Here is a 17489-nt window from a genome sequence, read left to right as displayed (position 1 = left end):
GCCGGGAGCAAAGCAAGGGGGATTAGGATAAAGATGGCGAAACCCGTTATCGTAACAGACAGTACAGCCGATGTGCCCAAATCAATCGTCGAAGCTTACGGGATTCACGTCATTCCGATGGTTGTCCGATTTGGCGAAGACTCGTACCGCGAAGGCATCGATATGACCGCGGGCGAATTTTATGAGCGGCTGGAGAAAGAGAAGGATCTGCCGACTACCTCCCAAACTTCTCCGTCTCAATATATGGAGGTCTTTCGGACGCTGCTGGATGCCCATCCGGGCAGCTCCGTTATTTCCGTGCAGATTTCTTCCGGCATGAGCGGCACTTACCAATCGGCTCTGCTCGGCAAAGAAATGCTTGAGGAAGAGCTTGGACATCCGGTAGACGTGCACGTGGTCGATTCCAAATGCGCCAGCTACGGCTTTGGCCTGCAGGTAGCGGCCGCGGCCCGAATGGCGGAGGAAGGCGCGGATACGGCGGCAATTCTCAATGAAGTTGAACGGCTGCGCCAGGTCCGGCATTTGTATTTTATGGTCGACACGCTGGAATATTTGCAGAAAGGCGGCCGGATCGGCCGTGCCACCGCGCTGCTTGGCACTTTGCTGAACATCAAACCGATTCTTTCGGTCGGCGAAGACGGCATTATTTATTCGGTGGACAAAGCCAGAGGCCGGAAGAAAGCGATCGCGCGTATGATGGAGCTGTTTCGGAATGACTTTGGCGATGTGCAGGACATTCATGTAGGGCTCGCCGATTCGGCCAATCCGGAAGGAGCCGAAGAGATTCTGGCGGAACTGCGCAATCATTTTACGCTGCATGAAGTGGTCCGCACGGATATCGGCGCCGTCGTGGGCGCCCATGTAGGGCGCGGAACGGTGGCTGTATTTTGCTGGCCTGCGGGGGATCAATGATGTTGCTTAACGAAATTTCGGTAAAAAAAGTCAGCGGCGTGAGTGCTCTCAAAGAAGGAGAGCTTCACGCCTTTCATATCTTTACGGTAAACGATCTGCTTGAATATTACCCGTTCCGTTACGAGGATTACCGCCTCCGCCCGCTTAGCGAAGTGCAGGACGGCGAAAAGGCGACCGTTCAGGGAAAGGTGTTTGGCGTTCCCGTCCTGCAGCGATACGGCAAAAAATCCAGGCTGACCTGCAAAATCATGGCCGATGACTGGATGTTTACGGCGACCTGGTTTAACCGTCATTTTCTGAAAGACCAGCTGACGCCGGGACGGGAGATTACGCTGACCGGCAAATGGGACATGAAGCGGATGCAGCTTACGGTTTCCGATTCGGAATTTCCGGATCAAGGCGTGAGCCGCAGCGGCAGTCTGCAGCCGGTTTATTCGGTAGGCGGAAACATTACGCAGGCCTGGATGCGCAAAACGATCAAGCAGGCGCTGATGCAGTACGGCGAGATGATCCCGGAAATTTTGCCGCAGGAGCTCGTGAACAAATACGGCCTGATGGCCCGCAGCCGCGCCATTCAGCGCATCCACCAGCCGGTGGACAATGAGGAAGGCCAGCAGGCGCGGCGGCGGATGGTTTATGAGGAGCTGTTTCTTTTTCAATTGAAGCTGCAGGTGTACCGGGCGATGAATCAACAGCGGCAGGACGGGGTGCAGCACACGGTCGATAATGCGACCATGCGCGAATTTGTGCGCAGCCTGCCCTTTGAGCTGACGGATGCGCAGAAGAAGGTAGAGCTGGAGATTCTGCAGGATATGCGCTCCCCATACTGCATGAATCGTCTGCTCCAGGGCGATGTGGGCTCCGGCAAAACCGTCGTGGCGGCTCTGGCGTTGTATGCGGCGGTCAAATCGGGGTACCAGGGCGCGCTGATGGTCCCGACGGAAATTCTCGCCGAGCAGCACGCCCGCTCGCTGACGAAATTGTTCGAGCCGTTTGGCATTACGGTGGGGCTGCTTACGGGGAGTATTACGGGGCGTAAAAGAAAAGACCTGCTGGCTTCGCTGCAGATGGGACTCACCGATATTGTGGTCGGCACCCATGCGCTGATTCAGGAGGATGTTTTTTTTCGGTCGCTGGGTCTCGTAGTTACGGACGAGCAGCACCGCTTCGGCGTGAACCAGCGCAGCATTTTGCGGCGCAAAGGCTATAATCCGGACGTGCTGACGATGACGGCGACGCCAATTCCCCGTACGCTGGCGATTACCGCTTTCGGGGATATCGATGTGTCCACCTTGTCCGAACGGCCGGCAGGACGGAAGCCGATTTCGACCTATTGGGTCAAGCACAGCATGATGGACCGGGTGCTTGGTTTCATCAACCGGGAGATCGGCCAGGGGCGGCAGGCTTATCTGATCTGCCCGCTGATCGAGGAGTCGGACAAGCTGGATGTGCAAAACGCCATCGACCTGTTCGTTTCGATGCAGCAGGCTTTTCCGGATTTTAAAGTGGGCCTGCTGCACGGGCGGATGACGCCGGTTGAGAAGGAAGAGGCGATGCGTCTCTTCTACGCGAACGAAACGCAGCTGCTGGTTTCGACGACCGTCGTGGAGGTCGGCGTAGACGTGCCGAACGCGACGCTGATGATCGTCATGGACGCCGACCGGTTCGGGCTGTCGCAGCTGCATCAGCTGCGCGGCCGGGTCGGCCGGGGGGAGCACGCGTCTTATTGCGTGCTCATCGCGGATCCGAAGTCGGAGGTAGGTCAGGAACGCATGCGCGTCATGACCGAAACGGACGACGGCTTCGAGGTGGCCAGACGGGACCTGGAGCTGCGCGGTCCCGGCGATTTCTTCGGCACGAAGCAGAGCGGCGTGCCGGAGTTCCGAATCGCGGACATGGTCAGCGATTTTGCGGTGCTGGAGGCGGCGAGGGACGACGCCGCCGCGCTGGTGCGCCAGCCGGCGTTCTGGACGTCGCCGGCTTATCAGCCGCTGCGGGAATACCTGCGGCGGGAGGAGATTTTGCAGGGCGAGTTGATCGACTAGCGGCCCGATGTTCGCGCGGCCGGTTTTGAGCGCTGCATTTTGTTGGCACTTGGGACAAGACTGCCGTCATATACTGGGAAAGACGACAGTTTTGACAGGAGGTGCCATGGCGTTTGGGCTATCAGCAGTTTGGAATCAGCCAGCAGCTTGTGCAGCGGGTGAAGCAGAAGATGAAAAATCCGGTTGTGAAGGACCGGATCAAGAAGCTTGTGGAGAATGTAAATAAAGCGGATCTGCAGGATCCTGCCAAGGTCCGCAGGCTTGTAAAAAGCGCTTCTGTTATACTTAACGAACGTTTGACCAGTGTGCAGGAAGAGCAAATGACACAATTTGTGCTTGCGCAGCGGATCGATCCGAAAAACACGTTCCATTTAATCAAGCTGTGGGGAATGTTCCGTTAAGCGGATCAGCTATTTGCCAAATAAAAATCCATTTTCATTTTGTACCTGCCGGGGCGGAGCTCCGGCGGTTTTTTTAGCAATAAAGGTGGATAAGCCCCGAGAAATCGGCGGCGACAGTGAACTTCACCGGCTCCAGAGCTCCCTTTACGCTTCGCTAAATTTGCATTTTGCAAAACATAGGTGTAGTTTGGGTAGAGAGAAAAAAGGGGGATAACCGTTATGATTCAACTGAAGACGCCGGAAAACATTGAACAGATGAAGCCGGCCAGCCAGATTGTGGCCGATTGCCACCGTGAAATTGCAAAGCTGATTGCGCCGGGGATTACAACCCTGGAAATTAACGATTTTGTGGCCCGTCATATTACCAAGCTTGGAGGCAAGCAATTTACGAAAGGTTATAACGGCTTTCCTGCCGAAACCTGCGCTTCGGTTAATGACGTCATTGCCCACGGTTTCCCGAACCGGACTCCGCTGAAGGAAGGCGATATCGTTAAAATGGACATCGTGGCGGAATGCGGAGGCTGGTTTGGCGACTCGGCCTGGTGTTACGCGGTCGGCCGCATCAGCGGGGAAGCCCAAAAATTAATGGACGTGACGAAGGAATGCCTCTACTTGGGCATCGAACAGGCGCTGCCGGGCAATCGTCTCGGCGACATTGGCCATGCGATTCAGTCCCATGCGGAAAGCCAGGGTTTCTCCGTGGTCCGGGATTTGCTGGCCCATGGCATCGGCCGCTCTCTGCACGAGGATCCAAGCTTTGAGCATATAGGCCATCCCGGTAGAGGGCTGCTCCTTAAAGAAGGTATGGTCCTGACGATTGAGCCTATGATCAACGAAGGCACGTTCCGGATTACGATCGACGAGGATGAATGGACGGCGCGGACGGCGGACGGCCGTTTGTCGGCGCAATATGAGCATACGGTAGCGATTACCGCGGACGGTCCGCTGATCTTGACGGCCCAGTAATCCGTCTGATGCAGCAGCTTTTAAACGCTTCAAACCCAAAAGAGCCCAGGACGCCGGTCCGGGCTCTTTTTCGACTCTAAGCAAGGCCTGTTATAAGTATCCGTGAAAGCCGGGAGGCTTCACGGGTGACATCAGGACTTGTAAAGCAGCATGACCTCGCAGGGTCACGCTGCGTCAAACATCAGTCTGTTAGATAAAGAATGTGCGGGAAATGATGACGAGAAGAATGAACAATACCAAAATTACGCCTGTGGAAGTCCAAAGTCCGCCAACTGGTCCATAACCTGCGCCTGCTACTTCACCCATGTAAAATTCCTCCTAAATTGTTTTTTATTTTGATTTTGTTGCAGTCCGGCCCAGCCGGACGGATTTACAGCTTAGTAAACAAACCCAAAGCTGCGAGTGATGATAACGAGGAGAATGAACAGAACGAGGATTGCTCCTGTGGAAGTCCAAAGTCCGCCGCCTACCGGACCACAGCCTGCATCATATCCCATGGTTGTTTCCTCCTTTTAAGGAATTGTTACTTTCGGAATCATTGTATGAACGGGAAGGGCATTCGTTATAGACGTTTACCCAGACGAAGCGCCCAAATCTGCTTAAAGGGATAGGGAGAGGCTTGCGTTTATATTTATCCGGCCAGGAAACGGCTGGAATCCGCCCGCTTACTGGGTGAAATAACCATTGCATAACGAACATACATTCGGTATATAATGTTATACGAACGTATTTTCGGTTTGGATGGGGAGTGAGGGAGTGAGGGAGTGAAGACGGAACGTGTCATTATGCTGGCGGATGGGCAGTCCTTTTACGCTTCTATTGAGAAGGCATCCCGGCCGGATTTGAAAAATAAACCGGTAGCGGTCGGGGATCCTTCCCGCCCCTCCGGCATCATTCTGGCGGCCTGTCCAATCGCCAAAGCACGGGGCGTCACGACCGCCGAACGGGTGGGAGAGGCGCTGGCCAAATGTCCCGATCTGGTGGTGATCCGCCCGCGGATGCAAACGTATATCGCCGTCTCACTGTTGATTACGGAAATCTTTGAATCGTTTACGGACCAGGTCGAGCCTTATTCCATCGACGAGCAGTTTCTGGATGTGACCGGGTCCATCCCTTATTTTGGGCCTCCGGAGGAAATTGCCCGTCAAATCCAGACGCGAGTGCTGACCGGCGTCTGGACCCGGTGCGGCATCGGTACCAGCAAGATTTTAGCCAAGATGGCGACGGACAATTTTGCGAAAAAGAAAACGGAAGGCATATTTAAGCTGGATGCCGACAACATCGAATCCGATCTATGGTCCCTGCCCGTCCAGCAAATGTTTATGACGGCGTCCCGGATGACCCGGCATTTTAAACGGATGGGCTTACATAAGATTGGAGACATTGCCCGGCTGGAGCTTCCGGATTTCAAACGGCGCATGCGGCAGGAAATGGGCAGGCAAAGCGATATTCAGGCTGAATATTATTGGCAGACGGCCCGGGGCATCGATCCGAGTCCGGTGGTGACCGGGATCCGCAGCAAGCTGAAATCGGTCAGCCACGGCAAGGCGCTCCGAAGCAGCCTGTATGGCAGGCTGGAGGATATCGAGGTGGTGCTTCTTGAGCTTGTGGTGGAAGTCTGCCGCCGCTGCAGGAGAGGGGGTTACATCGGCCGGATAGTTACGGTGGGGGCCGCCGAGACCGACGGAAAGCGTTCATCCTCCTTCAGCCGCCAGGTCACCCTTCAGGAGCCGACCTCGCTTACCCACGAGGTGGCGGCTGCGGCCAGACGGATTTTCGAGCAATACTGGAAGGGGATGCCCGTAAGCTGTCTGCAGGTTTCGCTGACCGGGCTGATGGATGATGATCTTGTACAGCTTACGCTTTTTGATGACCGCATGAGAACCTACAGACTTGAACAAGCGTCCGACCGGATTAAGGACCGGTACGGCAGCGATGCGATCGTAAGAGCTTCATCCCTGCTGGAATCCGGGGTTGCCAGAGAAAGAGCCGGACAGATTGGAGGCCACTACAAATGAGTAAATTGGACGGGAACGAGCGGTGGAAATCCAAAATGCTGCTTACCGAACACCAGGAGCAGTATGAGCAGCGGCACGAGGCGAAAGTGCCCGTGGCCCGCCCGACGGCGGAGGAGATGATCATGATCCGCGATTATATTTTGCTTCCTTATATGCTCAGCATGGTGGAGAAAAGCCTTGACGATATCGAGCGCCGCTCCAATTTGCTGAAACCTCTATATTTAACAGCGGGCAAAGTCGTACGGGGCAAAATCAGCGAAGATTTGTACCGTTTGCGCCGGGAGTTGTCCAAGCGGAACATTCGGGTCATTCGCGATGAACAGGAGGAAATGGTCGTCTATCACCGTTTTACATGCCGGGGGTACGAGGAGCGGTTCGGCATGGTGCGCGATGTGGTACGCTCCGAGATCAGCGTTCGTTTATCCCGATATCTCAAGGAAATTGCCGAGTGTTTGGCTTAAGCGAATGAAGGCTCCTTGAACGGGGAAAAAGATAAGGCTTCCGTTTAAAAGCGACGGGCGGATGTGGAGCCGGCCTGCAGCAGAAAGGAGAGGGGAGAAAAAAGCTGCCTCTCCTTCTTTTGCTTTAATATATACATAGACTAACGCTTTAGGGCAGAAAAGTTAACGCTGACTTTGAAAAAAATACAAATTTTCCGGCTTTTTTAGGAGATATACACCTATTTCATGTTCGAATATGTTCCAACTATGGGTCTTCTCATGTAATATATAGGAGTAGCTGGGAAGAACGGTCGCCTGGGCCGCAGTTTACATACCATTTAGGAAGGAAGTCTTGAACAATGCGTGTAGGAATTCCGAAGGAAATCAAAAATAATGAAAACCGTGTGGCCATTACCCCGTCGGGGGTGGATACGCTTGTTCGCGCCGGTCATGAAGTCTGGATCGAAACCTCCGCGGGCGCAGGCAGCGGGTTTACGGATGAAGAGTATCTGGGCAAAGGCGCCCATGTGGCGGGTTCGGCGGCAGAGGTTTGGTCCCATGCCGAAATGATCATGAAGGTAAAGGAGCCTATGCCGGCGGAATACGGATTTTTCCGTGAAGGTTTGATTTTGTTTACCTACCTCCACCTTGCTCCGGAGCCGGAACTGACGCGTGCCCTGGCGGAAAGCGGCGTGCATGCGGTGGCCTATGAAACGGTTCAGCTTGAAGACGGCTCGCTGCCGCTGCTTACCCCGATGAGCGAGGTAGCCGGACGGATGGCGGTGCAAATCGGAGCGCAATTCCTGGAGAAACCTTACGGCGGCAAAGGGATTTTGCTTGGCGGCGTGCCCGGGGTGGCTCCGGCAGAGGTTGTGATCGTTGGCGGCGGCGTGGTAGGGACCAATGCGGCCAAAATCGCGCTGGGCATGGGAGCCCGGGTAACCCTGTTGGATCTTAACGCGAGCCGCCTGCGCTACCTGGATGAAATTTTCGGCGGGCGCCTGACCACGGTTATGTCCAGTCCCTACAACCTTGAGCAGGCCGTAGCGAAAGCCGATCTCGTTATCGGGGCCGTGTTGATTCCGGGAGCGAGGGCGCCGAAACTCGTCAAGGAATATATGGTACAGCAAATGAGCGAAGGTTCGGTAATCGTCGACGTGGCTATTGACCAGGGCGGTTCGGTGGAAACGATCGACCGTGTAACGACCCATGCTGATCCGACTTACACCAAACATGGCGTGATCCACTACGCCGTGGCGAATATGCCTGGAGCGGTCGCACGTACGTCCACGCTGGCGCTGACCAGCGTCACGATGCCTTATGCTTTGCAGATCGCCAACCTTGGCCTGGCGGCGAGCATGGAGAAAAACCACGCTTTGGCGAAAGGCGTCAACGTTTTGGCAGGAAAAGTAACCAATGAAGCCGTGGCGCTCAGCCTGGGATACGAATACAAGCCGGTTAGCGAAGTTCTGGACGCTCTGAAAGCTTAAAAAGGCTTTTTCTCACCCGTTTATCCGATATTTCTTTGAAATGTCACGGGTTTGATGGCAGATTTTGTGACATTTTAATGGGCCAAATATTATACTGTATAGAGAAGAAAACTAGGGTAACGGATGACAACAGGAGGATGGCGGATGAGAAAAGGAACAAGAAGAGTAGCCGTGGTAGGGGCGGGCATGGTTGGCGCCGGATGCGCTTATTCCATGATTAACCAGTCGATTTGCGACGAGATCATGATTATTGACCGGACCTACGACAAAGCGGTGGCGCAGGCGCTGGATTTATCGCATTGCATGGAGTTTACCTCCACCCGTACCAAAGTTTATGCGGGTACGCTGGAGGATTGTGCGGATATGGACGTGATTATTTTAACGGCGGGCCGGAATCCGAAGGGCATGCAGTCTCGGCTCGTTTTGCTGGAAGATGCCAAAGCCATTACGGAGGATATTGTAAGCCGGATTATGGCCAGCGGGTTTGACGGCGTATTTGTCGTGGCGGCCAATCCGGTGGATATCGTGACCTATCTCGTACGCGAAGTTTCGGGACTGCCGCGCGGCCGCGTTCTTGGTACGGGCACTTCTATCGATTCCTCGCGGCTGAAGACGCTGCTGTCCGAGGTGTTTTCCGTCGACCCGCGCAGCGTTCAAGGTTATGCGCTCGGCGAGCACGGCGATTCCCAGTTCGTGGCCTGGTCGCACGTCACTATCGGAGGAAAGCCGATTCTGCACATTTTAGAGCAGCATCGGGAACGTTTTAAAGATCTCCATCTGGAAACGATCGAGCAGCGGACGAAAGATGCGGGCTGGGAGATTTTTACGCGCAAAGGCAACACCCAGTTCGGTATTGGCAATGCCCTGGCCTACATTACCCGGTCCATTCTGAACGACGAGCACAAAATCATCGCGGTTTCCGCGATTCTGGACGGCGAATATGGACAAAAGGAGCTTTGCATAGGCGTGCCGGCGATTGTCGGCAAAGGTGGGATTCAGGAAATTCTGGAGCTGAATCTTTCGGCGGACGAGGAGCGGAGGTTTCAGAAGTCTTCCGGAATTATTAAAGAAAACATCGCCAAGCTGGTGGAGACCGTTTGATCCAAGCCGCCGGCTGGAAGCAGAAGAAAGGCTGTGCCTGGGAATCAAGGCGAGCCTTTCTTTTTTTGCGTGTGATGACAATTAATGTTGAAGAAGGAAGCCGGGAGGCTGGTATTTCGGCCAAGCCGCTTATATACTGAATGTAGTTCAAAATGAAAACGCTGCCTTCTTACTAAATGAATCGAAAAAGGGGAAAACCATGACCATTCATTACGACTCCGGCAATCATATTTTTCATTTGCAATCCAAAGATTCCAGCTACATCTTTCAGCTTGTGCAGGCCGGTTATCCGGCTCATTTGTATTGGGGACCGAAGCTGGACGCCTCCCGCTTCCAAACGGACTACCTGACGATCGAGCGCTGCTCGTTCAGCCCGAATTTTATCCGCGAGGACCGGACTTTTTCCTTTGATACGCTGCCGCATGAATATCCTTCCTATGGAACGGGGGACTTCCGCGAGCCTGCGCTGGAAATCCGGTTTGCGGACGGATCGGCAATCAGTGATTTCCGCTACGAGGGACATGCAATTAAGGCGGGCAAACCCGAGTTGACCGGACTTCCGGCCACCTATGCGGAAACCGAAGGGGAAGCCGATACGCTGGAGCTATATTTGAAGGACGAGCCAAGCGGGTTGTCGGTGGTGCTGGCTTTTACCGCCTTCCGGAATATCGATGCGATTACACGTTCCGTGCGGATTGAAAATAAAGGGACAAGCCCGGCCGTTCTGGAGCGGGTGATGAGCGGCAGCGTGGAATTCGCCGATGCGGATTATGACATGCTGCAGCTGTCCGGCACGTGGACGCGGGAGCGCCATATGCATACCCGCCCGCTCGTGCCGGGCATTCACCGGATTGACAGCAAACGCGGCTCCAGCAGCCATCAGCAGAATCCGTTTATCGCGCTGCTTGAGCGGAATGCGGGTGAGGATTTCGGCGAAGTTTACGGCTTCAGCCTCGTGTACAGCGGCAGCTTTATGGCCCAAGCCGAGGTGGATCAGTATGCCACGACACGGGTCATGCTGGGGCTTCAGCCTTTCGGCTTTAGCTGGCAGCTTGAGCCGGGGCAGACGTTCCAGGCGCCGGAGCTTGTGCTTGTCCGGTCCTCAGAAGGGCTTGGCGGCATGTCGCGCACTTATCACAAGCTTTACCGGACCCGCCTTTGCCGCGGCGTTCACCGCGATCAAAGCCGGCCGATCCTGATCAATAACTGGGAAGCGACTTATTTCAACTTCAACGAATCGAAGATCAAGGAGATCGCCGCTGCCGGCAAAGCATTAGGCCTGGAGCTGTTTGTGCTCGACGACGGCTGGTTCGGCCGCCGCGACCGCGACGATTCTTCGCTGGGCGACTGGAAGGAAGACCGCCGGAAGCTGCCGAACGGTTTGAAGCAGTTAGGCGAAGACATTACGGAAACCGGCATGCAGTTCGGACTGTGGTTCGAGCCGGAAATGGTGTCCCCGGACAGCGATCTGTACAGGGCGCATCCGGACTGGTGCCTGCATGTGGAAGGCCGCAGCCGCACATTGGCCCGGGAACAGCTGATTCTGGATCTCAGCCGGCCCGACGTCTGCGATTATATCGTGGAATCCGTGAGCGGCGTTTTATCCTCTGCGCCGATTACCTACGTGAAATGGGACATGAACCGCAACATGACGGAGATCGGCTCGGCCCTGCTGCCGCCTGAACGCCAGCGCGAAACGGCCCACCGTTACATGCTCGGCTTGTATGATGTGCTGGAACGGATCACCTCGAAATTCCCGCATATCCTGTTCGAAAGCTGCTCCGGCGGAGGCGGAAGGTTTGATCCGGGCATGCTGTATTACATGCCGCAAACATGGACCAGCGACGATACCGATGCCGTGGAACGCCTGAAAATTCAATACGGCACCAGCCTCGTGTATCCGGCCAGCGCCATGGGCGCGCATGTGTCCGCCGTGCCGAACCATCAGGTGCACCGCAGCACGCCGTTTGAAACCCGCGGCCATGTGGCGATGTCCGGCAACTTCGGCTATGAGCTGGATCTGACCAAGCTGACGGACGAAGAGAAGCTGAGCGTCAAACTTCAGGTCGAGCAGTATAAGCAGCTCCGGGGATTGATCCAGTTCGGCGATTTTTACCGGCTGCTCAGCCCGTTCGAAGGGAATGAAACCGCCTGGATGTTTGTGTCCGAGGATAAAAAAGAAGCGTTCGCCGCGTATTTCCAGGTGTTGGCCGGCCCGAACGCGCCGCTTCGCCGCCTGAAGCTGAAAGGGCTGGATCCGGCCAAAGCTTATCGTCTGGAAGCGGACGGCAAAGTGTACGGCGGCGACGAGCTGATGTACCGGGGCCTGCATTTTAAGCCGCTTGAAGGAGATTTCAAGAGCTTACTGTTTATCCTTCGCGAAATTTAACGGCCTACGCCGGTTTAAAACAGCGGACGCCCGTATAAACGGGCGTTAAGCTGTTTAGTCATCATTTTTCCTGTGTTATAATAATATTAGGAAAAAAGGAAGCAGAACCGGCTGATCGGCTTTTGCTTCAAATCAAATAAGGAAAGGATCAGGATACCATGAGTTCCCGAAGGACGAAATCCGAAAGGACGATTTGGAAACGTTGTGATCTCTCTTATACTTAGCTCCCTTTCGTAGTGGCATGCCGGATAGGCTAATTCCCTGCGAAAGAAGCGTGTAATCATGCGAAGGACAAAAGCTCGAAGGACCTTCTTTGCAGGGCGTTGCCGAAAGGACAACAAAACTGCGATAAGAGGGATACCTGATGAGAACAGAAAACACCTACCATGTCAGACAGATTTTAATGATTTTAACGGGCTCGATTTTGCTTGCATTGACGTATTACCACATTAACTTTCAGAATCATTTGGCGGAGGGCGGATTTGTCGGGATAGCCCTGCTGGGGAAATACCTGTTTAATCTGCCGCCCGGCCTGATGACGATTCTGCTGGACCTCCCCCTGATGGTGCTTGCTTTTTACCTGAAAGGACGCCGTTTCATCGGCTATATGCTGCTGGGTTCGGTTTCTTTCTCGGCTGTGTATGAAGCATGCGAACGTTTTTCGCCGATAACGCTGAATCTGCACCATAACCTGCTCGTCGTTGCGATCCTTTCCGGATTGCTGACCGGGATAGGGGCCGGTCTTGTTCTGCGCGGAGGCGGAGCCTGCGGAGGGGACGATATATTGGCTTTATGCGTAAGTAAATGGACCGGCATGAAGATCGGTACGGTATTTATTTTACTGGATGCTGTGGTCCTGCTGGTTTCACTGATTTTCCTGCCGCTGCCGGAAACGCTGTTTACGGTTCTGGCCGTGTTGATCGCGGGAAAAATCATCACCTGGATCGTCGGTTTCCAGAAGAAAACCAAACCGGCCAAATCGGTCACCATCTCTTACGTCGTGGAACGGGTGGATGGCAAACCGGTGCAAGCTTAAGACCTTGGGGCGCTTCCCTTTTCGGGGAGCGCTTTTTACATAACGAACTTTCATTTTATGGCTGAAAGGAGCATGGCGGATGAACGAAACGAACAGAAACAGCAGCAGAAGCGGAGAGGTTTTGATTCAGGAAGTCAACAACACGGAGGTGCCGTACGGCTGTCTGGCAGTCTGGTTTCTGGGCCAGGAAAGCGTCATCATCAAAGGGGGAGGAGTGACGGTTTACGTCGATCCTTTTGTGTCCGAGTTTGAGGCGCGGACTTACCCGGCGCCGATTCGCCCGGAGCATATCACGGGGGCCGATCTTTGCCTGATCACGCACGAGCATATCGATCATATGGACCCGGCCACGCTGTCGGTTATGGTCCGAAGCAATCCTTCCATGAAAATGATAGCGCCGGCCTGGTGCCGCAAACCGCTGCTGGAGGAAACCGGCGTTCAGGAGGACAAGCTGCAAAATGCCGAAACCGGGGTTTGGATTTCTCCCTTGGAGGGACTTCGCCTTCAGCCCATCCCGGCAGCGCATGAACAATTGGAGCAGGACGGGCAGGGTTTTCACCGTTACGTCGGCTACATCCTTGAGCTGAACGGCGTTACGCTGTACCATGCGGGGGACACGGTCATTTACGACGGCCTTCTGGAAAAGGTTCGGCAGCATAACGTGGATTTGGCGATGCTGCCGATTAACGGACGAGATTATTTCCGGACCAGCCGGGACATCGTCGGCAACATGAATTACCGGGAAGCTGCCGAATTCGCTTATGCTGCGGAGTTTGAAACCGTCATTCCGCTTCATTATGACTTATTTGCCGGCAATGCCGAAAATCCGGGGTATTTCGCCGACTATCTGTACCGCCATTTTCCGGAGCAGAAATTTCATATCATGGCGCGCGCCGAACGGTTTGTGTATGTATCGCCGCGGGCGTTTCTGAACTGATCCCGCAACGAACCCCACCTCGTGGGGTTTTTGTTTTTGTATTTCCTGCGGGGGTAAGGGGACATAAACAAACTTTGCAGGCCAATCTTGGTGCATTTATTGAAAACGCTTGCAGGAAAGCGGCCGCCGATACTAAAATAAGGGCGGGAAAGCTGTTTTCAAAAACGGTATCAACTTGGACGAGACAAGGGGGATGGAGCGATTGCTGGCGCTTATCGTTGATGATGAATTGGAAATCCGCGAAGGACTTCGCAAAAGCATTCCTTGGTCCGCTTACGGTATAGACCGGGTAATAACGGCCGACGACGGGGATTCCGCCCTGGAGCTGGCGCGCAGGGAACTGCCGGATGTCATTGTGGCCGATATTCGCATGAAACGCATGTCCGGGCTGCAGCTGATCGAGGCGTGGGGAAACGAGCGGCCGGACGGGTGGAAAGCCGTCATTGTCAGCGGATACGACGATTTTGACATGGTCCGGCAGGCGATGAAGCTGGGCGCCTTGGATTATGTGCTGAAGCCGATCAATACGGAGGAGCTTGGCGACATCCTGAGGCGCGCGGCCTTGCTGCTGCAGCAGGAGCAAAAGGACGAAGAAACCCGGCTGCTGCTGCATAATGAAGTCCGCAGCATCCTGCCGAAGATCCGCGAGGACCTGCTTAAGGAAATTCTGGAGCAGGAATATGATCCTTACCGCGAAACGCGGATCCTGCACCGACTGCGAACGCTGGAGCTGGACTGGCTGGTTGCCGGCCCTTCTGCGGTCATGCTGATCGAGGCGGACGACCTGAAGGCGGTGGAGAACCGGAAAGGGCTCCGCAGGGAAAAGGAACTGATTTTGTTCAGCATCGGCAATGTGGTCAAGCAGACGCTGGAGGAAGAATTCGACGGGCGTTTTGCGCTATATGAGGATTCCAAGCAGCGCTGGGCGGCCGTGTTTTATTGCCCGCATGAAGGGGATTTGGAGAAAGCCCAGGCTTTGGGGCGGCTGCTGGTGGAACGGTTCCATGATTTTGTGCGGGCCAAAGCCAGCGTGGCCTTTAACCTGAATGCTTCCGCGCTGGCCGGCCTGCATGGCCGTTATCTCGAAACCGAGGACATCTTGGAGCAGAAGGCGGTATACGGCGGAGATCGGCTGCTGACGAGCCAGGGCTGGGAAAACGAAGCGGAGCAAGAGGATATCCCGATCACGAACCCGGAGGAGGTCGTCGATTTGATCCGTTACGGTTCTGAGGACGATATCCGGCAGGCGATGGGTCAGTTTTGCAATTTGGTGCAGGGCTGGCCGGCCGTGCAAATCAAGGATATCCAGCAGCGGGTGTTCGAATGGCTGCTCGGCATTTTTCAAAGGGCGGCCAGATACGGCGGGAAAGAGCAGGTCTGGCTGCGGAACCCGATGCAGCTGTGGGAGCGGCTGGAGCGTTACGATACGCTGGAATCCCTGCGCGGGCAAGCCGAGCAGTGCCTGATCGAGTTGTCGCGGGAGTTTGACAAATGGTCCTCGTCGCCGGGACAAATCATCCAGGAAGCCGAGCGGTACATCCGCGGGCATTATGCCGACAACCTGACGCTGAACAACGTGGCGGCCGAAGTGCACGTCACCCCGGTTTGGCTCAGCAAACTGTTCAAAAAAGAGAAACGGCAGACCTTCCTCGAATTTTTGACGGAGGTCCGGCTGGAGAACGCCAAAGCGATGCTGGGGGAAGTCCACTATAAAATTTATCAAGTTTCCTCGCTTGTCGGTTATAAGGACCCGGTCCATTTTACAAAGCTGTTCAAAAAACAAACGGGCTGCACGCCTAAAGAATACCGAAAGCTGCAGGGGATCGCCGATGAATAGAATAACCAGCTGGAGAAAGATGAAACTGGAGCCCGGTTCGCTGCGCGACCGGGTTATTTTGATTTTTTTTGCGATGATGGTCGTTCCGTTTCTGCTGTTTGCCTATTATTCACACGTCAAAGCGATCGAAGGCATTTCGAATGCCAACAACATCACTTCTTTCAGTTATCTGGTGCAGGCGCGCCAAAACTTCGAGGGTTACTTGGCACGTCTGAACGACCAGATCAATGACCTGATCGGCAACAAAAACCTGCAGGCCATCCTGGAGGATCCGCCGAAAAATGCGGATGAGGAAAGCACGTTTACAGTCAGCATGCTGACCCTGCTGAATCAATGGACGCCGACGATCGATGCTTTCCGCGTGCATTTTTATCCGGCCCATCCGGACCGTTATCCAATTTATATGAACACGGTGGGGGAAAACGCGGCCCATATCGCCGAAGAGGCGTGGTACAAGGACGTTACCGCCACGGGAACGCCGACCTGGACGCTCTATATGCCGCAAAGCGGGCAATATGCGAAACCGCTGCTGACCTATATCAAGCAGTTTACGGGGCTCTACGACAACACGCCGCGCGGGATTATCGCGGTTGATGTCTCGGAAGACCAGCTGGGCCGTTTTTTCAATCCGCCGGGTTATATCAAAGGCCAGAAGATCCTGCTGCTGGATGAACACGGGAACGTCATGTACGATTCCTCAGCCAACGAATGGACAGGCCGGACGGATATGGCGAAAAAGTTTGCCGGGCTCGCCGTAGGCGACGCCGAAAATGCGCAAACCCTGATCGTGGGCGGGCAAAAATATTTGGCTTCCAGCGTGAAGCTGGGCGACCGCCCGTGGTATGTCGTCAATCTGTCGCCGCTGGCCGAGCTGACCGGCTCCATTTTCGAAATCAACCGCGTCATGCTTGTTTTCCTGATTATTTATCTGGTCAGCAGCTTTGGCGTGGTTTTTTATATCACGATCCATTTTACCCAGCCGGTGGTGAAGCTGGTGCAGCTGATGCGCAAAGCGGAGCAGGGTTTCCTGCGCCATCATACTGCCTGGAGCAGCCGCAAGGACGAGGTCGGCTGGCTGTACCGGGGCTTCAATAGCTTGACGGCGCGGATCGAGCACCTGGTCGAGGAGGCGGCGCGTTCGGAGCTGAAGAAGCGGGAGCTCGAGTTTCAGGTGCTTAGCCACCAGATTAACCCTCATTTCTTATATAACACGCTGGAGTCCATCCGCTGGAAAGCGGAAACGAACGGGCGCAGCGATATCAGCGAAATGGTCGCGGCCCTGGGCAATTTGCTCAGGCTCAGCCTCAACCAGGGCAAGGAGATCACCTCCCTGCAAAGGGAAATCGAGCAGGTCCAGGCTTATGTGCAAATCGAACAGGCGCGGATGGGGGAAAAAATCCGGATTGCGTACGCCATCGACCCCCGGCTGCTGCCGCTGCCGTTTCTGCGGCTGCTGCTGCAGCCTTTGGTGGAGAACGCGATTCATCACAGCATCCGCGATAATTTTGCGCATGGCAAAATTCTGATTTCTGTTTACCGGGAAGCGCAGGACCTGGTGCTGGAGATTATCGACAACGGCAAAGGCATTCCGGCGGAGGTGCTGGCCAAGCTGAACGAGGATACCGGAGTGGCCGGCGCTTTCAAGCCTTCCACCGGAACGAAAGGCGTGGGCCTGCGCAATGTCAACGAACGCCTGCGGCTGTATTTCGGCGAGGGTTACCGCTTGAAGATCGAGTCAAACGCGGAAGCGGGTACGCGCATTACGCTGCGCCACCCGGTAATGGAGGGCCAATCCGCGGAGAACGGGGGAGCGGATTCGGACAAACGCCGGGAAGGCTAATTCTGCACTGGAAAGAACAAGATCGGCTCGTAGAGATGCGCGTGGACCTGTTTTATGATGAAAACATCAATCATAGA

The 17489-nt window shown here is 54.9% G+C and carries 15 protein-coding genes; 13 read left to right on the top strand and 2 right to left on the bottom strand.

Translation table 11 applies throughout. The features are described from left to right. The first annotated feature begins 33 nt into the window (after window positions 1-33). The 4 genes from AC3ZPD_RS05835 (at window position 34) to map (ending at window position 4324) form a co-directional block, all read left to right on the top strand. Complete coding sequence (locus tag AC3ZPD_RS05835; protein WP_490983321.1) at window positions 34-912, top strand: DegV family protein; 879 nt, start codon at window positions 34-36, stop codon at window positions 910-912. Beyond that, window positions 912-2957: an ATP-dependent DNA helicase RecG gene (gene recG, locus AC3ZPD_RS05830; protein ID WP_490983442.1), complete on the top strand. Its 2046-nt coding sequence runs from the start codon at window positions 912-914 to the stop codon at window positions 2955-2957. Before AC3ZPD_RS05835 ends, recG begins: the two co-directional genes overlap by 1 nt. Window positions 2958-3070: 113 nt before the next feature. Continuing rightward, window positions 3071-3358: a stage VI sporulation protein F gene (locus AC3ZPD_RS05825; RefSeq protein ID WP_490983320.1), complete on the top strand. Its 288-nt coding sequence runs from the start codon at window positions 3071-3073 to the stop codon at window positions 3356-3358. Between the two features lie 219 nt (window positions 3359-3577). After that, window positions 3578-4324 (top strand): type I methionyl aminopeptidase, encoded by a 747-nt coding sequence (map, locus tag AC3ZPD_RS05820; protein WP_490983319.1) that lies wholly within the window; start codon window positions 3578-3580, stop codon window positions 4322-4324. A gap of 189 nt (window positions 4325-4513) precedes the next feature. On the opposite strand, the gene AC3ZPD_RS05815 is transcribed toward map, so the two are convergent. Continuing rightward, window positions 4514-4630, bottom strand: a complete 117-nt coding sequence (locus AC3ZPD_RS05815) for a sporulation protein YjcZ (protein ID WP_490983318.1) — start codon at window positions 4628-4630, stop codon at window positions 4514-4516. A gap of 71 nt (window positions 4631-4701) precedes the next feature. Then, a complete protein-coding gene (locus AC3ZPD_RS05810) occupies window positions 4702-4821 on the bottom strand; it encodes a YjcZ family sporulation protein (protein WP_490983317.1) in 120 nt (39 codons plus the stop codon). Between the two features lie 267 nt (window positions 4822-5088). Here AC3ZPD_RS05810 and AC3ZPD_RS05805 point away from each other — a divergent pair, with 267 nt between their 5' ends. The 9 genes from AC3ZPD_RS05805 to AC3ZPD_RS05765 all read left to right on the top strand — a co-directional run bounded on the left by AC3ZPD_RS05805 (window position 5089) and on the right by AC3ZPD_RS05765 (window position 17412). After that, window positions 5089-6342: a DNA polymerase IV gene (locus AC3ZPD_RS05805; RefSeq protein ID WP_490983316.1), complete on the top strand. Its 1254-nt coding sequence runs from the start codon at window positions 5089-5091 to the stop codon at window positions 6340-6342. Then, window positions 6339-6803, top strand: coding sequence for a YhjD family protein (locus AC3ZPD_RS05800; RefSeq protein ID WP_490983315.1), 465 nt, complete (start codon window positions 6339-6341; stop codon window positions 6801-6803). Before AC3ZPD_RS05805 ends, AC3ZPD_RS05800 begins: the two co-directional genes overlap by 4 nt. 338 nt (window positions 6804-7141) lie before the next feature. Continuing rightward, on the top strand, window positions 7142-8272 hold the full coding sequence (gene ald / locus AC3ZPD_RS05795) for an alanine dehydrogenase (RefSeq protein WP_490983314.1): 1131 nt from the start codon (window positions 7142-7144) through the stop codon (window positions 8270-8272). Window positions 8273-8416: 144 nt separating this feature from the next. Then, on the top strand, window positions 8417-9373 hold the full coding sequence (locus AC3ZPD_RS05790) for an L-lactate dehydrogenase (RefSeq protein ID WP_490983313.1): 957 nt from the start codon (window positions 8417-8419) through the stop codon (window positions 9371-9373). Window positions 9374-9572: 199 nt separating this feature from the next. Next, window positions 9573-11762: an alpha-galactosidase gene (locus AC3ZPD_RS05785; protein ID WP_490983312.1), complete on the top strand. Its 2190-nt coding sequence runs from the start codon at window positions 9573-9575 to the stop codon at window positions 11760-11762. 364 nt (window positions 11763-12126) lie between these two features. After that, window positions 12127-12798, top strand: coding sequence for a YitT family protein (locus AC3ZPD_RS05780; protein WP_490983311.1), 672 nt, complete (start codon window positions 12127-12129; stop codon window positions 12796-12798). Between the two features lie 79 nt (window positions 12799-12877). After that, a complete protein-coding gene (locus AC3ZPD_RS05775; protein WP_490983310.1) occupies window positions 12878-13735 on the top strand; it encodes an MBL fold metallo-hydrolase in 858 nt (285 codons plus the stop codon). Window positions 13736-13928: 193 nt separating this feature from the next. Continuing rightward, window positions 13929-15572, top strand: a complete 1644-nt coding sequence (locus AC3ZPD_RS05770) for a response regulator (protein WP_490983309.1) — start codon at window positions 13929-13931, stop codon at window positions 15570-15572. After that, on the top strand, window positions 15565-17412 hold the full coding sequence (locus AC3ZPD_RS05765) for a cache domain-containing sensor histidine kinase (protein ID WP_490983308.1): 1848 nt from the start codon (window positions 15565-15567) through the stop codon (window positions 17410-17412). The genes AC3ZPD_RS05770 and AC3ZPD_RS05765 overlap by 8 nt, the downstream gene beginning before the upstream one ends. Window positions 17413-17489: the final 77 nt, after the last annotated feature.

The organism is Paenibacillus mobilis, from assembly GCF_058267595.1.
The sequence above is the reverse complement of the archived record's forward strand: the minus strand, read 5'-3'. Positions and strand labels throughout refer to the sequence as shown.